Annotated in this window: 13 protein-coding genes and 1 pseudogene; 3 read left to right on the forward strand and 11 right to left on the reverse strand. The window is 69.0% G+C overall.

Annotation, left to right across the window (positions count from 1 at the left end):
- The first annotated feature begins 203 nt into the window (after positions 1 to 203).
- A complete protein-coding gene (locus ACFYZJ_RS01965) occupies positions 204 to 575 on the forward strand; it encodes an NTP pyrophosphohydrolase (protein WP_388561792.1) in 372 nt (123 codons plus the stop codon).
- Between the two features lie 78 nt (positions 576 to 653).
- Here the strand turns inward: ACFYZJ_RS01965 and ACFYZJ_RS01970 are convergent, their stop codons facing one another.
- The 9 genes from ACFYZJ_RS01970 to ngcE all read right to left on the reverse strand — a co-directional run bounded on the left by ACFYZJ_RS01970 (position 654) and on the right by ngcE (position 12,849).
- Positions 654 to 2,177 (reverse strand): amino acid permease, encoded by a 1,524-nt coding sequence (locus tag ACFYZJ_RS01970; protein ID WP_388561794.1) that lies wholly within the window; start codon positions 2,175 to 2,177, stop codon positions 654 to 656.
- 145 nt (positions 2,178 to 2,322) lie between these two features.
- Positions 2,323 to 4,257: a 1-deoxy-D-xylulose-5-phosphate synthase gene (dxs, locus tag ACFYZJ_RS01975; protein ID WP_388561796.1), complete on the reverse strand. Its 1,935-nt coding sequence runs from the start codon at positions 4,255 to 4,257 to the stop codon at positions 2,323 to 2,325.
- A gap of 188 nt (positions 4,258 to 4,445) precedes the next feature.
- The gene (locus tag ACFYZJ_RS01980; RefSeq protein ID WP_388561798.1) at positions 4,446 to 5,738 is read right to left on the reverse strand and encodes a sugar ABC transporter permease; all 1,293 of its coding nucleotides are present in this window, start codon (positions 5,736 to 5,738) and stop codon (positions 4,446 to 4,448) included.
- A complete protein-coding gene (locus ACFYZJ_RS01985; protein ID WP_200418385.1) occupies positions 5,735 to 6,526 on the reverse strand; it encodes an ATP-binding cassette domain-containing protein in 792 nt (263 codons plus the stop codon). Before ACFYZJ_RS01985 ends, ACFYZJ_RS01980 begins: the two co-directional genes overlap by 4 nt.
- A gap of 179 nt (positions 6,527 to 6,705) precedes the next feature.
- The gene (locus ACFYZJ_RS01990; RefSeq protein ID WP_388562208.1) at positions 6,706 to 7,803 is read right to left on the reverse strand and encodes a sugar ABC transporter substrate-binding protein; all 1,098 of its coding nucleotides are present in this window, start codon (positions 7,801 to 7,803) and stop codon (positions 6,706 to 6,708) included.
- Between the two features lie 134 nt (positions 7,804 to 7,937).
- Positions 7,938 to 9,137: an ROK family transcriptional regulator gene (locus ACFYZJ_RS01995; protein ID WP_388561800.1), complete on the reverse strand. Its 1,200-nt coding sequence runs from the start codon at positions 9,135 to 9,137 to the stop codon at positions 7,938 to 7,940.
- 253 nt (positions 9,138 to 9,390) lie between these two features.
- The gene (locus tag ACFYZJ_RS02000) at positions 9,391 to 10,314 is read right to left on the reverse strand and encodes a carbohydrate ABC transporter permease (protein ID WP_388561802.1); all 924 of its coding nucleotides are present in this window, start codon (positions 10,312 to 10,314) and stop codon (positions 9,391 to 9,393) included.
- 2 nt (positions 10,315 to 10,316) lie between these two features.
- A complete protein-coding gene (locus ACFYZJ_RS02005; RefSeq protein ID WP_388561804.1) occupies positions 10,317 to 11,243 on the reverse strand; it encodes a carbohydrate ABC transporter permease in 927 nt (308 codons plus the stop codon).
- A 103-nt stretch (positions 11,244 to 11,346) separates the two neighbouring features.
- Positions 11,347 to 12,849, reverse strand: a complete 1,503-nt coding sequence (ngcE, locus tag ACFYZJ_RS02010) for an N-acetylglucosamine/diacetylchitobiose ABC transporter substrate-binding protein (protein WP_388561806.1) — start codon at positions 12,847 to 12,849, stop codon at positions 11,347 to 11,349.
- Positions 12,850 to 13,306: 457 nt separating this feature from the next.
- Here ngcE and ACFYZJ_RS02015 point away from each other — a divergent pair, with 457 nt between their 5' ends.
- The gene (locus ACFYZJ_RS02015; RefSeq protein ID WP_388561808.1) at positions 13,307 to 17,110 is read left to right on the forward strand and encodes a GH92 family glycosyl hydrolase; all 3,804 of its coding nucleotides are present in this window, start codon (positions 13,307 to 13,309) and stop codon (positions 17,108 to 17,110) included.
- 124 nt (positions 17,111 to 17,234) lie between these two features.
- On the opposite strand, the pseudogene ACFYZJ_RS02020 reads toward ACFYZJ_RS02015, so the two are convergent.
- Positions 17,235 to 18,426 (reverse strand): annotated as a pseudogene (locus tag ACFYZJ_RS02020) (hypothetical protein).
- A gap of 414 nt (positions 18,427 to 18,840) precedes the next feature.
- Between ACFYZJ_RS02020 and ACFYZJ_RS02025 the strand changes: the two are divergent.
- A complete protein-coding gene (locus ACFYZJ_RS02025) occupies positions 18,841 to 19,299 on the forward strand; it encodes a hypothetical protein (protein WP_388561810.1) in 459 nt (152 codons plus the stop codon).
- Here the strand turns inward: ACFYZJ_RS02025 and ACFYZJ_RS02030 are convergent.
- Complete coding sequence (locus tag ACFYZJ_RS02030; protein ID WP_388561812.1) at positions 19,199 to 20,812, reverse strand: sensor histidine kinase; 1,614 nt, start codon at positions 20,810 to 20,812, stop codon at positions 19,199 to 19,201. The two genes, ACFYZJ_RS02025 and ACFYZJ_RS02030, sit on opposite strands and share 101 nt — an antisense overlap.
- Between the last annotated feature and the right edge of the window lie 197 nt (positions 20,813 to 21,009).

Here is a 21,009-nt window from a genome sequence, read left to right on the forward strand (position 1 = left end):
GTGCAGTCGTGGCCGTCGATGACTCAGCGGAGTGTCGCCACCGGGCCGGGCCCCGCGGCGCACAGCAGCGGAATCGGAGCGCCGCCCGGACGCCAGGCGTGCAGCATGCCGTCCACGTCCGCGAAGGACGGGGTGGTGTGCTCCTTGAAGGTGGGCAGGCGCTCAGCGTGCCGGGCCGGACAGGCTCGTGGGACGCTGGGGGCATGAGTGTCCCGCTCCTGGTGATCGTCGATGGCGCGAACGTCGTCGGGTCGGTTCCCGACGGCTGGTGGCGGGACCGGCGGGGGGCCGCGGACCGGCTGCGGGACCGTCTCGTGCCGTACGCCGTCGACGGGCTGCCCGGCTTTCCCGGGCCGCTGGAACTGGTGCTGGTGGTGGAGGGCGCCGCGCGCGGCGTGGAGCCCGTGCCCGGCATCCGGGTGGACGCGGCACCCGGCAGCGGCGACGACCGTATCGTCGAACTGGTCGCGGAGGCCGGGGACCGCCCGGTCCTGGTCGTCACGGCGGACCGGGAGTTGCGGCGCCGGGTGACGGATCTGGGCGCGGAGGTGACGGGCCCGCGTACGGTGCGCTGAGCGCTCCGGCGGAAGGCGTGGTGCCTTGCCCGGGGTGCGTCATGGCTGCTCACTCCGCCTGGCACTGCCGGGCCGTGGTCACGCCCCGTCGGCTCCCGGCGGCCCTGTCGCCCCACCGGTCGAGGGCGCCTCGGCGCGGCCCACGCGGCTGTGCGAGCGGCCGTAGACGAAGTACACGACGAACCCGATGACCAGCCAGATCGCGAACCGCAGCCAGGTCTCGGCGGGCAGGTTCAGCATCAGCCACAGCGAGGCGCACACCGACAGGATCGGCACCACCGGGACGAACGGGGTACGGAAGGTGCGGTGCAGGTCGGGGCGGGTGCGGCGGAGGATGACCACGCCGATCGCGACGACGATGAACGCGAACAAGGTGCCGATGTTGACCAGTTCGGCCAGCTCGCTCAGGCTGGTGAAGCCCGCGACGACGGCGATGACCACGCCGAGCAGGATGGTCGGCCGGTGCGGGGTCTTGAAGCGCGGGTGGACGCGGGAGAAGAAGCGGGGCAGCAGACCGTCGCGGCTCATGGCGAAGAAGACGCGGGTCTGGCCGAGCAGCAGGATCAGGCAGACGGTGGTCAGGCCGACGGCGGCACCGAAGCTGATCACACCGGCGAACCAGGGGTGCCCGATGGCCTTGAACGCGTCGGCGAGGGGGGCGTCCACGGACAGCCTGCTGTAGCGCTCCATGCCGGTGACGACGATCGACACCGCCACGTACAGGGCGGTGCAGATGAACAGGGAGCCGAGGATGCCGCGCGGCATGTCGCGCTGCGGGTTACGGGTCTCCTCGGCGGTGGTCGCCACGATGTCGAAGCCGATGAAGGCGAAGAAGACGACGGACGCGGCGGTGAAGATGCCCATCAGGCCGAAGTTGGACGGTGCCCAGCCGACCATCAGCTGGATGAGCGGGGCCTTGAGACTGCTGCCCGGCGGCACGGCCTCCGGCTTGGGCACGAACGGTTTGTAGTTGGCGCTGTTGACGAAGAAGGCGCCCCCGACGATGACGATCAGCACCACGGTCACCTTGATGGCGACGACGAGCTGGGTGACCCGGGCCGACAGCTTCATCCCGAGGACGAGGATCGCGGTGAGGACGAGGACCAGCGCGGCGGCGAAGATGTCGAAGCCGAACCCGTGCGCGCCCTCCCGTCCGCCGAGATGGGCGGGCAGGTGCCAGCCCGCGTTGTCGAGCAGTGAGCGGATGTACCCGGACCAGCCGACGGCGACCACCGCCGTGCCGAGCGCGAACTCCAGGACGAGGTCCCAGCCGATGATCCAGGCGGGCAGCTCGCCGAGCGTGGCGTAGGAGAACGTGTACGCGGACCCCGCGACCGGCACCGTGGAGGCGAACTCCGCGTAGCAGAGCGCGGCGAGCGCGCAGACGACGCCGGCCACGACGAAGGACAGGGAGACGGCGGGGCCCGCGTTCTGCTTGGCGACCTTGCCGGTGAGCACGAAGATGCCGGTGCCGATGATGACCCCGACGCCGAACACGGTCAGGTCCAGGGCGGACAGGGTCTTCTTGAGCGCGTGCTCCGGCTCCTCGGTGTCCCGGATCGACTGCTCGACGTTCTTGGTCCGGAAGAGGGTGCTGCTCATGGCGTACCTCCCGCGCTCGCAGTCCCCGACATGATCGGGAGGGGGCGTACTCCGTATGCCCCGGCACGGGCAGATTCACGCAAATGGGCCGGTTTCGCCACCGTAAAGGATGGAGAAACCGGCCCTGACGCGGGAGCGGGTCGGATCAGTCGCGGGCGGGCTCCACCGTGTCCACGTCCTGCGCGCTGCCGGGTCGGTCGAACCGGCCGTCGAGCTTGGAGACCAGTCCGGTGACCTGGCGGGCGATGTCCGGCGCGGTCAGGCCGATCTCCGCCAGGACCTCCTTGCGGGAGGCGTGGTCGAGGAAGCGCGGCGGGACACCGAAGTCGCGCAGCGGCACGTCCACGCCCGCGTCGCGCAGCGCCTGGGCGATCGCCGAACCCACACCGCCGACGCGGGAGTTGTCCTCGACGGTGACGACCACCCGGTGCCGCTCGGCGAGCGGGGCGAGCGCCTCGTCGACGGGCTTGACCCAGCGGGGGTCGACGACGGTGGTGGAGATGCCCTGCTTGTCGAGGAGGTCGGCGATCTCCAGGCACATGGGCGCGAGCGCGCCGACGGAGACCAGCAGCACGTCCGGCACGGGTGCCTCGGCCTTGCGCAGCACGTCCATGCCGCCGACCTTGCCGACGGCGGGGACGGCCGGGCCGACGACGCCCTTGGAGTAGCGCAGCACGGTCGGCGCGTCGTCCACGTCGACGGCCTCGCGCAGCTGGGCGCGCAGTTGCTCGGCATCGCGCGGGGCGGCGATCCTCAGGCCCGGGACCACCTGGAGCATCGACATGTCCCACATGCCGTTGTGGGAGGCGCCGTCGTCGCCGGTGATGCCGGCCCGGTCGAGCACGAACGTCACACCGCACTTGTGCAGGGCGACGTCCATGAGCACCTGGTCGAAGGCGCGGTTGAGGAAGGTCGCGTACACCGCGAAGACGGGGTGCAGACCGCCGGTGGCGAGGCCGGCCGCGGAGACAGCGCCGTGCTGCTCGGCGATGCCGACGTCGAAGATCCGGTTCGGGAAGGCGTCCGCGAACTTCTTCAGGCCCACCGGCTGGAGCATCGCGGCCGTGATGGCGACGATGTCGTCGCGCTCCCGGCCCAGCCGGACCATCTCGTCGCCGAAGACGGAGGTCCAGCTGGCGGCGGCCGCCTTGATGGGCAGACCGGTGTCGGGGTGGATCGGGCCGATGCCGTGGAAGCGGTCGGCCTCGTCCTGCTCGGCGGGCCGGTAGCCGCGGCCCTTCTCGGTGAGGCAGTGCACGATGACCGGGCCGCCGAACCGCTTGGCGCGGGCCAGGGCGGACTCCAGCGCCTCGATGTCGTGGCCGTCGATCGGGCCGACGTACTTCAGGCCCAGGTCCTCGAACATGCCCTGCGGGGCGATGAAGTCCTTCAGGCCCTTCTTGGCCCCGTGCAGGGTCTCGTAGAGCGGCTTGCCGACGACGGGCGTGCGCTCCAGGACCTCCTTGGTGCGGGCCAGGAACTTCTCGTAGCCGTCGGTGGTGCGCAGGGTGGCCAGGTGGTTGGCGAGGCCGCCGATGGTGGGCGCGTAGGAGCGCTCGTTGTCGTTGACGACGATGACCAGCGGGCGGTCCTTGGCGTCGGCGATGTTGTTCAGCGCCTCCCAGGCCATGCCGCCGGTGAGAGCGCCGTCACCGATGACGGCCACGACGTGGCTGTCCCGCTTCAGCAGCTGGTTGGCCTTGGCCAGGCCGTCGGCCCAGCCGAGGACGGTGGAGGCGTGCGAGTTCTCGATGACGTCGTGCTCGGACTCGGCGCGCGAGGGGTAGCCGGACAGACCGCCCTTGCTGCGCAGCCTGGAGAAGTCCTGACGGCCGGTGAGCAGCTTGTGGACGTAGGCCTGGTGGCCCGTGTCCCAGAGCACCTTGTCCTTGGGCGAGTCGAAGACGCGGTGCAGGGCGATGGTGAGCTCGACCACACCGAGGTTCGGACCGAGGTGGCCGCCGGTCTTGGAGACCGCGTCGACGAGGAAGGTCCGGATCTCCTCTGCCAGCTGGTCCAGCTCCTCCAGGCTGAGCCGGTCCAGATCGCGCGGTCCCGTGATGCGGGTCAGCAGCGGCACCCGTGCCTCCTTGCAGTAGAGCTGTGTCGAGCTTTCGCCGGGCCTGTCGAGTCTAATGTTCCGCCTGTGAGGATCACCGATGGCCCCACGGATCCCCCCGACGTGTCCGCCCAAACCCGGGCCGGGACACAGGACTGTGCCCGGCGCCGCCGTTGGCGCCGGGCACAGTGGCCTGAAGAGTCGGGCGGCTAGGCGCGGCCGGCCGTCTTCTGGGTCTTGCGGGTCACGGCGTCGATGACGACCGTGGCGAGCAGCACACCACCGGTGATCATGTACTGCACCGGCGAGGCGATGCCCTCGAGGGCGAGGCCGTACTGGATGGAGACGATCACCAGCACGCCGAGCAGCGCGTTCCACGTGCGGCCACGGCCGCCGAACAGCGACGTGCCACCGATCACCGCGGCGGCGATCGCGTTCATCAGCAGGTCACCGCCACCGGCACCCTGGTTGGCGGACGCGATCTTCGAGGCGATGAACAGACCGCCGATCGCGGCGAACGTACCGGAGATCGCGAAGACCGAGATCCGCACCGCGGCCACGTTGATACCGGCACGGCGGGACGCCTCCACGCTGCCGCCGAGCGCGAACACCTTGCGGCCGTAGGCGGTGCGGCGCAGCACGAAGTCCGTGACCAGCAGCACACCGATGAAGATCACCACGGCGAGCGGCAGGCCCTTGTACTGGTTGTAGACGACGGCCACGGCGAACGCGAGGATCGCCAGCAGCGCCGTCCTGAGGATCGTCTCGCTCAGCGGCCGGGACGGCACGCCCGCGGCCTCGCGCCGCTTGTTGCCGAAGTACGAGCTGAGGAAGTACAGAACGGTCACCGCGAGGGCGAGCCCGTAGGCGGCGGCCACGTCGGAGAAGTAGTACGTCGTCAGCTTGGCGACCAGGCCGTCGCTGTTCAGGTTGATCGTGCCGCTGTCGCCGAGGATCTGGAGCATGAAGCCGTTCCAGAACAGCAGACCGGCCAGGGTGACCGCGAACGCGGGCACACCGATCTTCGCGAAGACGAAGCCGTGGATCGCGCCGGCGACCGTGCCGGTGAGGATGGCCAGCACGAAGGCGAGCCACTCGCTCATGCCGTGGGTGATGTTCAGGACGGCGAAGGCGGCGCCCGCGACACCGGAGACCGAGCCGACCGACAGGTCGATCTCGCCGAGCAGCAGCACGAAGACGATACCGACGGCGATCATGCCCGTGCCGACCATGGCGACGGAGATGTCGGAGAGGTTGCCCGCGGTGAGGAAGTTGGAGTTCAGGCTCTGGAAGATGATCCAGATGATCGCCAGACCGATGACGACCGGGATGGCACCCAGGTCGCCGGCCTTCATCTTCCGCTTGAACTCGGTGATGTAGCCCGCGAAGCCCTGTTCGCGCACCAGCAGTCGGGGGTCGACCGCGGTAACCGCCTTCGCGGCCGCCTCGGGGTTCTCCACGACGGTGTCCTCGGGGGGCGTGGAGGTCTTGTCGATGCTCACTTCTTGATCTCCCCATTGCTGCGCGCCGCACGACGGGTCACGGCGTTGTCCGTGGCGCCGGTGATGGCGGAGATGATCTCTTCCTGCGAGGTCGTCTTGACCTCGAAGACGCCGTTGTTGCGCCCCAGCCGCAGCACCGCCACCTTGTCGGCGACGGCCTTCACGTCGGCCATGTTGTGGCTGATGAGGATCACGGCGTGACCGCGCTCACGCAGCCGCTCCACCAGGTCGAGGACCTGCGCGGTCTGCTCGACGCCGAGGGCGGCGGTGGGCTCGTCGAGGATCACCAGCTTGGGCTCGCCCAGCATGGAGCGGGCGATGGCCACGACCTGGCGCTGACCGCCGGAGAGCGAGGCGATCGGGATACGGACGCTGGGGATGCGGATGGACAGCTGGTCCAGCAGCTCGCGCGAGCGCCGCTCCATCTCCACCTCGTCCAGGACGCCGCGGCGGCGGATCTCCCGGCCGAGGTAGAGGTTTCCGACGACGTCGATGTTGTCGCAGAGCGCGAGGTCCTGGTAGACCGTCGCGATACCCAGGTTCTGAGCGTCGTTCGGCTTGCCGATGTGGACGGTCTTGCCTTCCCACTCGATGACGCCCTCATCGATGGGGTGCACGCCTGCGATCGTCTTGACCAGCGTGGATTTTCCGGCGCCGTTGTCGCCGACCAGGGCGACCACCTCACCGGCGTGGACCTCAAGCTCTACGTCGGTGAGCGCCTGAACGGCACCGAACCGCTTGGAGACCCCGCGCAACGCCAGCACGGGCGTAGCGGACACGTGAACCATCTCCTTCGCCGCCTGACCCGGCGGGAGGTTGTGCAGAAGTTTGGGGGGTGTTCCGTCCGGCGCCCCGCGACGAGCTTGCGGGGCTGGTGGCGGCGGGGCGCCGGAGGAGCTTCAGCGCGCCAGTCCCGTACGGGAATTCAAGGACGAATTCCCGTTGGGGGAAAGGGGCTTGCGGCCGGTTACTTCAGGCCGATCTTGTCGCACGCCGACTTGAACTGCGGGGTGCAGATGTCAGCGACGGTGTAGATGCCGTCCTTGATGACGGTGTCCTTGATGTTGTCCTTCGTCAGAGCGACGACCGGGACCAGGACGGAGGGCACCTGCTTGGTGGTCGGGCTGTCGACCTTGTCCTTCGCTATCGAGTCGAGCGACTTGCCCTGGGCGATGGCGACGGCCATCTCCGCGGCGACGTCCGCCTCCTGCGGGTACGGCTTGTAGACACTCATGTACTGGTCGCCGGTGACGATGCGCTGCACACCCGCGAGCTCCGCGTCCTGGCCGGTGACCGGGACCTTGATGCCGGCGGACTTGAGGGCGGTGATGATACCGCCGGCCATGCCGTCGTTGGCGGAGTAGACGCCGATGATGTTCTGCTTGCCGAGGGCGGAGATGGCGCCCTCCATGTTGGTGTTGGCGTTCTCCGGCTTCCAGTCCTTGGTGTCGTACTCCTTGCCGACGTTCACCTTGCCGTCGAGCACCTCGTGGGCGCCCTTCTTGAACTGGGCGGCGTTCGGGTCGGTGACGGAGCCGTTCATCATGACGATCTTGCCGGACTTCGCCTTGGAGCCGAGGGCCGTGAGGAGGGCCTGGCCCTGGGTCTTGCCGACGGTCTCGTTGTCGAACGAGGTGTAGCCGCTGATCGGGCCCTGCGCCAGACGGTCGTAGGCGATGACCGGGATGCCCGCGTCCTTGGCCTTCTGCACGGAGTTCTTGATGGCCGCGGAGTCCACCGCGTCCACGATCAGCACGTCGACCTTGTTGGTGATCATGGTGTCGACCTGCTGGTTCTGCAGGGTGGCGTCCTGCTTGGCGTTGGCGTAGACGACCTCGCCCTTGCCGTTGGTCAGCTCCTTGACCTTCTTCTCGATCAAGGGGCGGTCGAACTTCTCGTAACGCGCCGTCTGGTTCTCGGGGAGAAGCAGACCCACCTTGATGGCGTCGCCCTTCTTGGCGCTGGAGGACGAGGACGAGCTCTTGCCGGACTCCTTGGCGCTGCCACAGGCGGCGAGCGAGACGGCCATGGCACCAGCAGCAACGGCAAAGGCCGCACGACGCATACGCGTGTTCACTTCTAGAAACCTCCCTGACGAGGCCGCGTCGTTGCGGCCGAGGTGGCTGGAAGTCAACTCGGCCACACGTGCGACGTCAAGAAGTAAATCCTTAACGAGATGGCAACGGTGCCATCCGTTATCTAAGTGAAGGCAGGCGTCGCAGTGGGCAGGGTGCCGTCCAAAAGGGTTGAATCACCCATCTCGCTCAGTGCGAGAGCGAGCGCCCCGAGGACCTCCGCACGGCCTCCGAGCGCCCCCGGCAGCACCGAGAGCTGGCGTGCGGCACTGGGGATCGCGTACCGGCCCACCGACTCCCGGATGGGCCCGAGGACCAGCTCACCGGCCTCGGCGAGATCACCGCCCAGGACCACGCGGCTCGGGTTGAGCAGATTGCACAGGTTGGCGACTCCACTGCCGATGTGGCGGCCGACATCGGCGATCACCCGACGGCAGCCCGGATCACCGTCCCGCGCCAGCCTCACCACACCCTCCATGGTCAGGTCGGTGCCGTGGCTGGGCTGGAGCAGCGGCAGCACGTACCGCGCCGACGCGAAGGTCTCCAGACAGCCCCGGTTGCCGCAGCGGCAGACGGGACCGGATTCATCGAGAGTAATATGCCCGATTTCTCCCGCTGTGCCACCAGGCCCGCGGTAGATCTTGCCGTCAATCACCAGTCCGGCGCCGACACCGCTCGCCACCTTGATGTACGCCAGGTCCTTGACCCCCCGGCCGCTGCCCCAGACCAGTTCGCCGAGGGCGCCGAGGTTGGCGTCGTTGTCCACGTGCACCGGCACGCCGAGCCGCCCCCGCAGCTCCTCGGCGGGTCTGGTGCCCGTCCAGCCCGGAAGGATGGCGGTGGAGCCGAGCGTGCCCGACTCGACGTCGATGGGCCCGGGCACGCCCAGACCCACGCCCGCGATCTTGGACCGGCTCACCCCGGTGGCCTCGATCAGCCTGCTGACCAGCTCTTCCGCCCGGTCGAAGCCCTGCTCCGCGGAGGCGTCCACATCCAGGGGCTCGGACTCCTCGGCGAGCACCTGGTGGGCCAGGTTCCCGATCGCGACGCGCAAATGGGTGTGCCCGAAGTCGACGCCGATCACGATGCCGGCGTCACCGCTGAGGGAGACGCTGCGGGCCCTGCGGCCACCCGCCGAAGTCGGCGTGACCTCGACGGTTCCACCGTCCTTCAGCTCCCGCACGATATTGGACACGGTCGCCGCGGACAGACCCGTCGTCCGCGCGATCTCCGCCTGCGTCAGCGACCCCGCCAGACGCACCGCACGGACGACGCGCTCCAGATTTGCCCGATGCAGCGACGACTGCGATCCGGGAGTCTCCATCGACTCATCCACTCCTGCCCTCAGCGCGGCGGCCACGGCGCCGCTCATGTGATCCGGATCACAGCAGCGGAATCCGGGCCACGTACAAGTTGTGAACTCCAAGCTCCGCTGAACGGGTTACCGCAGTCAAGTCCTTGACGGAAATCGTGAGAGATCAAAAAGTGGGCGGACGGACACACCGGCGCCGCCTCCGGTTAAGGGAGAGGACGCCGGCGGGCCGGGGAGGTCGGAAGTCGATGACTACTGCCGCTGACTACTTCAGCGCGCCCGCCGTCAGACCCTGCACCACCTGCCGCTGGAAGACGATGTAGGCCGCGAGCACCGGCAGCATCGCCATCACCAGGCCGGCGAAGAGACCGGACCAGTCACCCTTGTAGCCCTGGCTGGCGGCCAGCTGCACCAGGCCCTGGGTGAGGACGCGCTTGTCCGGGTCGGTGTTCAGCACCGTCGGGAGCATGTACTGGTTCCACTGGCCCAGGAAGTTGAAGATCCCCACGCTGATCAGGCCCGGCCGGGCCATCGGCAGCATGATCTGGAAGAACGTACGGGAGTGCGAGGCCCCGTCCACGAACGCGGCCTCGGCCACCGAGGTGGGCAGCGAGCGGAAGAACGCGGTCAGGAAGAACACCGTGAAGGGCAGCGAGTAGGCGATGTAGACGAGGATCAGCCCGTGGATGGTGTTCAGCAGCCCCATGTTGTTCACCACGTAGAACAACGGGACCAGCGCGAGCATGATCGGGAAGCTCATGCCACCGACGAAGAGGTAGTAGATGAACCGGTTGCCCGGGAAGTCGAAGCGGGCGAGGACGTACGCCGCCATCGAGCCGAGCACCAGAGTGCCGATGAGGGAGCCGCCCACCACCAGCACGGTGTTGAGGAAGTAGTCGCTCATGTTGGCGTCGGTCCACGCCCGCGCCCAGTTCTCGAAGTGCAGCTTGTCCGGCAGCGACCAGGGCGAGTCGAAGATCGAGCGGTCGTCCTTGAAGGAGGTCATCACCGCCCACACCAGCGGCATGACCACCATGAACGCCCACAGGACCAGCATGCCGTGGGAGAAGACGTTGAGGACGGTGCCCTCCTGCTTCCCCCCTGGCGGCCTGCCCGCCGGGGTGTCCGCCTTGCCGACGGGGGCCTCCGGCTCGGCCGGGATCGGGGCGGGGGTCTCGGTGGTCTCCATGGTCAGTACTCCAGCCGCTCGCGCCGACCCAGCCGCATCACGACCGCCGCGAACAGCAGCGTGACGACGAGCAGGGCGACACCGATCGTGGTTGCGTAGGCGGCCTGACCGTCGCGGAAGGCCTTCTGGTAGACGTACAGCACCATGACGGTGGTCGAGTAGTCCGGCCCGCCCGGCCCGGTCGTCATGATCTGTACGACCGCGAACGACTCGGCGCCGAGCGCGAGGATGCCCATGTACACCCAACCGGACTGCACGGTGTCCCACAGCAGCGGCAGGGTGATCCGGAAGAAGGTGGTGGCACGGTTGGCCCCGTCCAGCAGCGCCGCCTCGTACAGGTCCGCCGGGATGGAGGCCATGCCCGCGGAGAACAGGACCACGAAGAAGCCGACCGTGGACCAGACGAGGACCGCCATCACACACCACAGGGCGAGGCTCGGATCACCGAGCCACAGCGGCTGGACGCCGCCGAGCCCGATGCCGCGCAGCAGCGAGTTGAGGGCGCCGCTGTCCGGGTTGTACGCGAACGCGAACAGCAGGGCGACGATCGCGATGGAGAGCACCTGCGGGAAGAAGTAGACGATCTTGTAGAAGGACGAGCCGCGGACCCCGGAGATCACCGGGCCGCCCTTCCGCCGCCGCCCGCCCACATTGATCATGAAGGCGAGGAACAGCGCGAGACCGATCGTCACCGGCGGCAGCACCAGTGCGAACAGCAGACTGTGCCACAGCGACTTCCAGAAGATGTCGTCATCGAGCATCCTCGTGTAGTTGTCGAAACCCACCATCTTGAACTCGGGGCTCAGACCGGTCCAGTCCGTGAACGAGTAGTAGACGGACTGGATGAACGGCCAGACGACGAAGAGCGCGTACAGGCCGAGGGGAACCGTCAGGAACCCCACGATGAACCGGTACTTGCCGTGATGCATGGCTACCGACCCCGATCCGGCCGCGCGGGCGACCGCCTCCGCTGACGCCGCCGGACCTGTCCCTGACGCACCTGACGCCCACGGCACCGGCCCTGACGGACCCTCACTGGTGCTTGTAGTGCTTGATCGACGTGTCCTTCGCGGTCTCGTCCGCGAAGCCCTGGATCCGCTTGATGGCCTCGGCCGGGGTGATACGGCCCGCCATCATCTCGCCGAGGCCGGACACACCGATCTTCTCCTTCTGCAGCTGCACGTACCAGTCCTGCAGCCGCGGGTTCAGGACGTTGCTGCCGGCCTTCTCCAGCGCGGCCACACCCGACTTCAGGCCCGGGGTGAGGCTGATGCCGGTGGTGCCGCCGTTGAACGCCGTCAGCGACTTGACCTTGGTGGTGAAGTTCTTCGAGGAGGCCTCGCCGAGCATGATGCGCAGCTGCTCCATGCCTCCCTCGGGGTTCTGGGCCTTGGCCGGGACGATGAAGGGCTCGCCGCCGGAGGCCCAGATGGTGCCGAAGGGAAGCTTGTCCGAGGAATCGATGCCGGAGGGCGCGGAGACGGCGAGGTTGAAGTCGGCCGGGATGACGTTGGCGGACTCGTTCTCCACCCAGGAGCCGTTCGGGATGAACAGCGCCTTGCCCTGGGCCCAGGCGGTCTGCGACTGGATGTGGTCGAGGCCCGGCGTGCCCCTGAGGATGTAACCCTTCTTGTAGAGCTCGTAGTACGCCTCGAAGCAGGCCTTGACGGCCGGGTGCTTCCAGGCGTTCGGCTCCAGGTTGTCGATGGCGTCGAGGACCTCGCGGCCACCGACCTTGCCGATCATCGGGTACAGGGAGAAGGGGATGTAGTACGGGTACTTGCCGGCGTAGGTCCAGCCCGCGACGCCCTTCTTCTTGGCCTTCTCGCAGACCTTGAGCATCTCGTCCCAGGTCTCGGGGTACTTCTCGTCGAGCGAGTCGAGGAGCTTCTGCGAGTACCAGACGCCGTAGACCGTGTAGGCGTAGTACAGGATCCACACGGGCTTGCCGTCGAACTGGCCCATCTCGACGATCCCGGGGCGCAGCGTGTCGCGGACCTTCTTCGACGGGTCGTCGTAGGAGGGGGCGTCCAGCAGCGGGGTCAGGTCGGCGAGCTGGTTGCGGCTGACGAGGACGCCCATGTCCATCTGCTCGGCGCCGGAGTTGTCGATGAGGTCGGGCGGGTTGCCCTGGTTGAACCGCGGCTGCAGGGTGGACTGGATCTTCTGGGTGGCGGAGAACTTCACCTTCGCCTTCGGGAAGTCCTTCTGGTAGATCTTGACCGCGTCCTCGGCGTACTCCTTGCCGAATCCGCCGTCGAAGAGCACGAACTCCATCTGCGCCGTGTCGTTGACGCCGAGCGGGTTCTGCTTGGTCTTCTTGCCCGTCTTCGCCTTGTCCTGGCCGCCGCCCCCGCTGCTGGCGCAGGCGGACAGGAAGCTCACCGTGGGGACGGAGACCAGGCCCAACGCGACGGAACGCCTGATCAGGTCGCGGCGGCCGACGCCTTCGGGGGTGACGGTGCCGATGCCGTCAGGGGTGGTGGTACCGATGCCGTCGGGGGTGGTGGTGTGCTCGCCGGAAGTGGATCCCATGCTCAAGTCCTCGCCTTCTCCAGGACTCAGGCGGTGCACCGGCTCCTCCCCGGCACCGCGGTGATGGTGAAGCTGGGGTCGTGCATGAGCGATTCGGGAGGGACGGCTCGGCAGTGGTTCGTCCTCGGGACGGTCCACCACCTCCCGCTTCCCCCGGTCGTGCCTGTCCACAGCCGTCGTACGCCGAAGTGACGGCAGCCCGGACGCCGACAGGTATAGTCCACTCTCCGTCGGCGGAGCAATATCGCAGGCAAGGTTGGCGTCGCGCGTTTCCGAGTTGAGACCTCGTGGAAATACGGCGTGCTCGTACGCTCTCGAACGCGATATCCATCGCATTGAGCCCGAATGCCACAGCCAACGCCCTTGACATCACTGGGCACTTGACCACCTACTGGTTCCTTGCGCAAGAAGTGACAACGTTGTCCATTCTCTACCGGCGCAGGGAGGGTGCTCGCGCATGCAGCACAGATCTCGGCACAGATGGGCTCCTACGGCGGTCGTGGCAACGGCCGCCTTCGCGCTGCTGGTGGCCGCCCAGGGCGCGGCGGTGGCCCTGCCCGGCGAAGCGGCTGCCGCCGACCGTGAGTTCGCTTCCTCCTTCGAGCCGGGGGATCCCGCCCCGACGTGGCTGAACACCGTGGACACGACGGCGGACGGCACAAAGCGGGCGTCCGGCGTGGACGGGGGATACACCGCGGGCATTCCCGGCAATGTGACCGACGAGGTGACCGATGTCCGGGCCAGTGCCGAGAACACGGAGGGCGGCGAGGTCGCGGACAACCTGATCGACGGCGAGCCGGGCACCAAGTGGCTGACGTTCGCGCCGACGGGCTGGGCGGAGTTCGACCTGGACCAGCCGGTCAAGGTGGTGACATACGCGCTGACCTCGGCCAACGACCACGCCGAGCGGGACCCTGCCGACTGGACCCTGCAGGGATCCACCGACGGCAAGGACTGGAAGACGCTGGACACCCGCACCGGGGAGTCGTTCGACCAGCGCTTCCGAACCAAGTCGTACGATCTCGCCGAGCCGGCCGAGTACGCGCACTTCCGGCTGGACATCACCAGGAACCACGGCGGCGGCATACTGCAACTCGCCGATGTGCAGTTCTCCACCGGCGGCAGCACCGATCCCACGCCGAGGGACATGCGCACGCTGGTGGACCGCGGCCCGCTCGGCTCCCCCACCGCCAAGGCGGGCGCCGGCTTCACGGGCAAGCGGGCGCTGCGCTACGCGGGGACGCACACGGCGGACGGGCGGGCGTACTCGTACAACAAGGTCTTCGACGTGAACGTCCGCGTCGAGCGGGACACCCAGTTGTCGTACCGGATCTTCCCGGCGATGGCGGACGGCGACCGGGACTACGACGCCACCAACGTCTCGGTCGACCTGGCCTTCACCGACGGCACGTATCTCAGTGACCTCGGCGCGCTCGACCAGCACGGCTTCCCGCTGAGCCCGACGGGACAGGGCGCGGCCAAGGTGCTGTACGTCAACCAGTGGAACAACGTGGTCTCGCGGATCGGGTCGGTGGCGGCCGGGAAGACCGTGGACCGGATCCTGGTGGCATACGACTCGCCGAAGGGACCGGCGAAGTTCCGGGGGTGGCTGGACGACGTCGCGCTGAGGGCCGCCCCGCCGGACAAGCCCAGGGCACACCTGTCCGACTACGCGGTGACCACCCGCGGCACCAACTCCAGCGGCTCCTTCTCCCGGGGCAACGACTTCCCGGCGACCGCCCTGCCGCACGGCTTCAACTTCTGGACGCCGGTGACCAACGCCGGCTCGCTGAGCTGGTTGTACGACTACGCGCGGGCCAACAACTCCGACAACCTGCCGACGATCCAGGCGTTCAGCGCGAGCCATGAGCCGAGCCCGTGGATGGGTGACCGCCAGACGTTCCAGGTGATGCCGTCGGCCGCGTCCGGCGCTCCGGACACCGGGCGCACGGCGCGGGCACTGCCGTTCCGGCACGAGAACGAGGTCGCGCGCCCGTACTACTACGGCGTGACCTTCGAGAACGGTCTCAAGGCGGAGATGACGCCGACGGACCACGCGGCGGTGCTGCGGTTCACCTACCCCGGCGACGACGCGAGCGTGATCTTCGACAACGTGACCGAGCAGGCCGGGCTCACCCTGGACAAGGCGGGTGGCGTCGTGACCGGCTTCTCGGACGTGAAGTCGGGGCTGTCGACGGGGGCGACCCGCCTGTTCGTGTACGGGGTGTTCGACGCGCCCGTGACGGACGGGGCGGCCTCGGGTGTGAAGGGCTATCTGCGCTTCAAGCCGGGCGCGGACCACACGGTCACGCTCCGCCTCGCCACCTCCCTCATCAGCATCGACCAGGCGAAGGACAATCTGCGCCAGGAGATCCCGGACGGCACGTCGTTCGACGACGTCAGGGCACGCGCCCAGCGGACCTGGGACAAGCTGCTCGGCACCATCGAGGTCGAGGGCGCGAGCGCCGACCAGCTCACGACGCTGTACTCCTCGATGTACCGGCTGTACCTCTACCCCAACTCCGGCTTCGAGAAGGTGGGCTCGGCCTACCAGTACGCGTCCCCGTTCTCCCCGATGACCGGCCCGGACACGCCCACCCACACGGGTGCGAAGATCGTCGACGGCAAGGTGTACGTCAACAACGGCTTCTGGGACACCTACCGGACGACCTGGCCGGCGTACTCACTGCTGACGCCCGGTCAGGCGGGGGTGCTCGTCGACGGCTTCGTGCAGCAGTACAAGGACGGCGGCTGGACCTCCCGCTGGTCCTCCCCGGGCTACGCGGACCTGATGACGGGCACCTCGTCGGACGTGGCCTTCGCGGACGCCTATGTGAAGGGCGTGAAGTTCGACGCCCAGGCGGCCTACGACGCGGCGGTGAAGAACGCGACCGTCGTGCCCCCGTCGTCCGGTGTGGGCCGCAAGGGCATGGCGACCTCACCGTTCCTCGGCTACACCAGCACCGCCACCCGCGAGGGCCTGTCGTGGGCGATGGACGGCTACATCAACGACTACGGCATCGCCAGGATGGGCCAGGCGCTGTACGAGAAGACCGGCAGGCAGCGCTACAAGGAGGAGTCGGCCTACTTCCTCAACCGCGCCCGGGAGTACGTCGACCTCTTCGACTCCAGGGTGGGCTTCTTCCAGGGCCGTGACGCGCAGGGCAACTGGCGGCTGGACCCTTCGAAGTACGACCCGCGCGTGTGGGGCTACGACTACACGGAGACCAACGGCTGGGGCTTCGCCTTCACGGTCCCGCAGGACAGCCGGGGCCTCGCGAACCTGTACGGCGGCCGGGCGAAGCTGGCCGACAAGCTGGACGAGTACTTCGCGACACCGGAGACGGCCTCTCCCGAGTTCGTGGGCTCCTACGGCAGTGTCATCCACGAGATGACGGAGGCCCGTGACGTCCGGATGGGCATGTACGGGCACTCCAACCAGCCCGCGCACCACGTGATCTACATGTACGACGCGGCGGGCCAGCCCTGGAAGGCGCAGGCGAAGGTCCGCGAGGTGCTCTCCCGTCTGTACACCGGCAGCGAGATCGGGCAGGGCTACCACGGCGACGAGGACAACGGCGAGCAGTCCGGCTGGTACGTCTTCTCGGCGCTGGGCTTCTACCCGCTGGTGATGGGCAGCGGTGAGTACGCCGTCGGATCCCCGCTGTTCACCAAGGCGACCGTGCACCTGGAGAACGGGAGGGATCTGGTGATCAAGGCCCCGGGGAACAGCGCGAAGAACGTCTACGTCCAGGGCCTGAGGGTCGACGGCAAGGAGTGGACGTCGACGTCGCTGCCGCATTCCCTGCTCTCCCGGGGCGGCGTGCTGGACTTCGACATGGGTCCGCGGCCCTCGGACTGGGGCACCGGGAAGAACGCCGCACCGGTATCCATCACCCACGACGACAAGGTGCCCGCCCCGCGGACGGACGTGCTCAAGGGTGACGACCCCCTCTTCGACGACACCTCGGCGACGGAGGCGACCGTGACGAGCGTGGACCTGCCGGTCACAAACGACACGGAGGCCGTGCAGTACACGCTGACGTCCCCGGCTGACCACAGCAAGGCCCCCACGGGCTGGACCTTGGAGGCCTCCGAGGACGGCACCCGCTGGACGCCCGTGGACCAGCGGTCGGGCGAGTCCTTCACCTGGGACCGGCAGACGAGGGTGTTCTCCATCCCGCACCCCGGCACGTACGCGCACTACCGCCTGACGTTCACGACTCAGGCGACGCTGGCGGAGGTGGAACTGCTGGCCTGACACACGCGGCACGGCGGAGGGGCGGGTCCACGAGGGCCCGCCCCTCCGTGCTGATCAGTGCCGGTCAGTGATGATCAGTGATGATCAGTGATGATCAGCTCTGCGGAAATCAGCTCCGCGGGGATCAGTTGGTGGTGAGGGTGAAGAGGTGCAGGTCGGTGTCGTCCGGCAGCGTCACGCTCCTGATGCTCCTGCCGGCCGGGGCCTCGAAGGGCTTGGTGGCGAAGACGTACGTCGTCACGGGGTCCTTGTCGGCGCCGGCGACGTTGCCGTACGCCGTCTTGGCGACCACCTCCTTGCCGTACTGGACGGCGCCTCCGCCTCCGCCGACGTCCAGTCGGTGAAGGAGAGGTCGACGCTGTCGCTGGTGCCGTCGGTGTGGGTCACGGTCGCCCTGGTCTGCTGGTTGCCGTGACGGCGCTGCCGACGAAGCTCAACTTGGCTGCCGGAGCGGTGAGTTCGATGGTCTGTCCGGTCGCGGACGCGTTGTCCGGGCGGCCACTCGGCGAGTTCGGCCAGGTGAAGGACAGGCCGTCCACCGTGCCGTGCGTGCCCGCCGTCAGGCCGGCGTCCGCGAGGTCCTGGCGGGAGTAGCTCCAGCCGCCGCCGTCGTAGTCGGCCTCGTCGTGGTCGCCCGGGTCGTCCGAGATCCCCGTGTTGTTGTAGGCGGCGAGCAGTGTGCCGGGGGCCGCGACCGTCAGCGCCACCGGCTGGACGTAGAAGGTGCCGTCCGAAGTCACGGTGACCTTGACGTCGTGGAAGCTGGACCTGGTCGCGGTAGACGTCCCAGCCGGAGAAGGTGCCGTCCTGCCGCCGGCAAGGGGGCGGGCGGGTACGTCCAGTTCGCACCGGGCTCCGATCCGGTGAACGTAGTGGCCGGGCCCGGCGGTCTCGTCGGCGTGCGAGAAGTCGGCCGCGTACACGGCGTCCTTGGTGTCGCTCGCCGGCGAGGAGGTCACCTCGCCCGCGTACGGGGAGAGCGGTATGTCGCCGCTGCCGCCCGCGCAGCCGGTGCCGGACATGTGGGTCAGGCCGAAGCCGCGGACGCAGGTGGCGTCGTACTGGTAGCCGCCGGGCGCGGCCGTTCTCGTCGCGTCGCCCCGGGTGTTCTCGGGGCTCCAGGACAGCATGCCGAACGGGACGACGGCGCCCGGAAAGACGTTGCCGCCGTTCCGGGTGCCGATGAGCGGGTCGACGTACGCGGTGGGGTCACGGACCAGGTCGGGCGATGGTCGGGCGCCCGCGGCGAGCGCGGGGGTGGCGCCGGCGACCGCCAGGGCGGCGGCCGGCAGCAGGGACGTCGGACGGGAACGCATGACGCGGCCCCTCCTCCTTCGGACGGGCGCGCACCACGGGTCGCACAAGCCGCAGGGACAGTGGCGTGCGCAGGCGCAGGGCGGAAGACCGCCTGTGGAACGCCTCCTGCGGAAGGCCGCCTGCGGAAGGCCGCCTGTCGGAGCCCCCGTTCGGGCTTCAGCGCGACATGTCCCCTTGGGAGTGAACCCTGTGGGACATCCTTGACATCGTTGTCCTCACGCGGGGTACAGTCATGTACAGACCATCTCGACAACGTTGTCGCCTCCGCGGTCGACCACAAGCCATCAGACCCTGGTCCGGCCTTCTCCCCCCAGGCCGGGCCGGCTCGCGGACCGGGTGGCGCGCACAGCCGCCACCCGGTCCGCCCTGAGACCTGACAGTCCCTGCCGCCCGAACCGTCACTCGTGGGGGCGGTGTTGGCCGCACTCGCGAGCGCGCGGGGCAACCCGAGTGCTCTCGTGGTCATCTACCTGTACGAACGCGATGACCGGGGAGAAGGGCGGGCTGTGCACGGTTCCGGTGCGGACGGTGGCCGCGAGAAGGCCACCGCCGGCTCCTGGTGGGCGGCTGCAGTGGCGAACCTCCTGATCGGCGTGCTGGCGATCGTCCCGGGCGTGTGCGTCCGGTGGCTGCTGAACAGATGGACATTGCTTCACTGCGTCACCGGGTTCGGCTGTGGTGGCACATCACCGGACCAGACCGTCGGGATGACGCTCGGCGCGGTGCTGGGCGGAGGGTTCGTCCTCGGGATGGTGCTGGTGGTGGACGTCCTCATGCCGTGGCAGGAGGGCCGACCGCTGCACCTGTGGCTCGGTATGACGACTCTGGTGCCGGCACCGTTCGCGGTGGCCCAGGTGGCGGGGTGGATCTAGTGCCTGTCGGGGCACCGAGGCTTCTCGTCGACGACGGTTTCGCCAAGGGTAGTTCGAGCGTGAACTCGGTTCGGCCCGGAACGCTCCGGACCCGGGCACTGCCGCCGTGGGCCGCCGTGATGGCCGCGGCGATCGCGAGGCCGAGGCCGGAACCGCCCACCGTGCCGTGAGTGCGGGATCGGGAGACGTCGGCGCGGGTGAAGCGTTCGAACACCGTCGGCAGCAGTGCGGCCGGAATGCCGGGGCCGTCGTCCCGTACACGGATCACGCACCGCTCGCCGGTGGCCTCGACCGAGGCGACGACAGTGGTGCCGGCCGGGGTGTGGACACGGGCATTGGCCAGGAGATGCGCCACCGCCTGATGCAGCCGTGCCTCGTCGCCGACGACCAGTGCCGGGGTGTCGAGAGGCAGGGCGAGCTGCCAGTCGTGGTCACCGCCCGCCGCCCGCGCCTCCCACATCGCCTCGGTGACCAGGGACGCGAGGTCCACCTCGGCGGAGTGCAGCGGGCGACCCTCGTCGAGCCGGGCGAGCAGCAGCAGGTCCTCCACCAGACGCGTCATGCGGGCCGACTCCGCGGTGACGTGGCGCCAGGCCGGCTCGGGCTCGATCGGCCCCGTGCCCCGGTTCATGAGTTCGGCGTAGCCGGCGATGGAGGCGAGCGGCGTCCGCAGTTCGTGGCCGGCGTCGGCGAGGAAGCGGCGCATGCGTTCCTCGCTGTGGCGCACCCGCTCCTCGCTGCGCCGGCGTTCGGCGAGCGAGGACTCGACATGCGCGATCAGGCGGTTGAGGGCGGCCCCGATCTGTCCGGCCTCGGTACCGGGGTCGGTGTCGCCGTCCGGCACGCGGAGGAGACGGGTGGCCTCCCCCTGGCCCAGCGGGGCGCGGGAGACCTCCACGGCCGTAGCGGCGACGCGGCGCAGCGGGCGCAGCTGACGCCGTATCACCACCGCGCAGACGCAGCCCGCGGCGGTGAGTCCGACGGCCGCCACGGCGACCTCGATCACGACCAAGCCCCCGCTCACGTCCTGCACCTCGTCCATCGGGAGCCCGGTGAGGACACGAACCCCGTCGCCGTCGAGAGCGGTGACCCGGTAGGTGCCGAGGCCCGGCACGGTCCGGGTGTGTGTCGAGCCGTCGGGCCTGATGCCGTCCAGGGCGGCACGCTGGGCGTCGCCGAGGGGCCGCGGCGCCGCACCTCGGGTGACGACCTCGGCCACGGTGACCCTGCCGCGCTCGTCGAGCCGGGCGGCGAGCATGCCGGCGGGCTGTCCGCGCTCACCCAGGAAGGCGAGGCCGATGTCGTGGTCCGGATGGAGGCCGGCCTCGTTTCGGGCGTGCCGCGCGTCGGCGCCGACGCGTCGGTCGAGACCGCCGAGCAGGCAGGCGCGCTGGGCGTGGACGGTGGTGAGTGCCATGGCCGCGCACACCACGGCGAGCACGGCACTGGTGCACAGCAGCAGCCGGGCGCGGAGCGAGCGCCCGGCGGGCCTCCTCGGGCGCCCGGAGCTCATCTCCGCGCCTTTGCGGCAGCCGTGGACGGCGGTGCGACGGGGCCGGGCTCCTCGTCGACGATCGGGACACGGACACGGCCGCCGGGGGAAACAGGGGTGCCAGACATGTCGCAATCCTGTCCCGGTCCGCTGAGAAGACCCTGTGTCCGCACTGGGCACCGGCGATGTCCCCGCTCAGGGGGCGGTCCGAACACGGC

The sequence above is a fragment of the Streptomyces sp. NPDC001848 genome, from assembly GCF_042891915.1.
In the GTDB taxonomy this organism is placed as follows: Bacteria; Actinomycetota; Actinomycetes; order Streptomycetales; family Streptomycetaceae; genus Streptomyces.